Annotated in this window: 1 protein-coding gene; it reads right to left on the reverse strand. The window is 58.9% G+C overall.

Annotation, left to right across the window (positions count from 1 at the left end; all coding sequences use genetic code 11):
• Nucleotides 1-355, reverse strand: a 355-nt coding sequence (locus IAE33_RS24420; RefSeq protein WP_328804925.1) for an immunoglobulin-like domain-containing protein, incomplete at both ends; no start/stop codon positions are given.

The following is a 355-nucleotide window of genomic DNA, read 5'->3' on the forward strand; positions in this document are numbered from 1 at the left end:
TTGAGCCGGGTTGGTCAGCGTCACGGTGTAAGTGATCACGCCACCTTCGGTGACCGACGGGTTCGCCGTCAGGGTCGCGGTAGTAGTGTCGATCGAATCATTGATCGTCGTAACCGCTGGCGTCGGGTTAGGAGTCAGCTGTTCGAAGTTGCCGCCAGTAGCGTTCTGGATCGTCACGCTAACGGTCGAGCCGTTGTTGTAGACGTCATTGGCCGGCGTCTGGAAGTCGATGCTGCCCTGAGTCTTACCCGCGTCAACAGTAATGACCTGGCCGTTGGACAGGGTCACGGTAACCGGCGTCTGGGCCGGGTTGGTCAGCGTCACGGTATAAGTGATCACACCACCTTCAGTGACC

It is taken from the genome of Pseudomonas sp. S60 (assembly GCF_016647865.1).
Lineage (GTDB): Bacteria > Pseudomonadota > Gammaproteobacteria > Pseudomonadales > Pseudomonadaceae > Aquipseudomonas > Aquipseudomonas parafulva.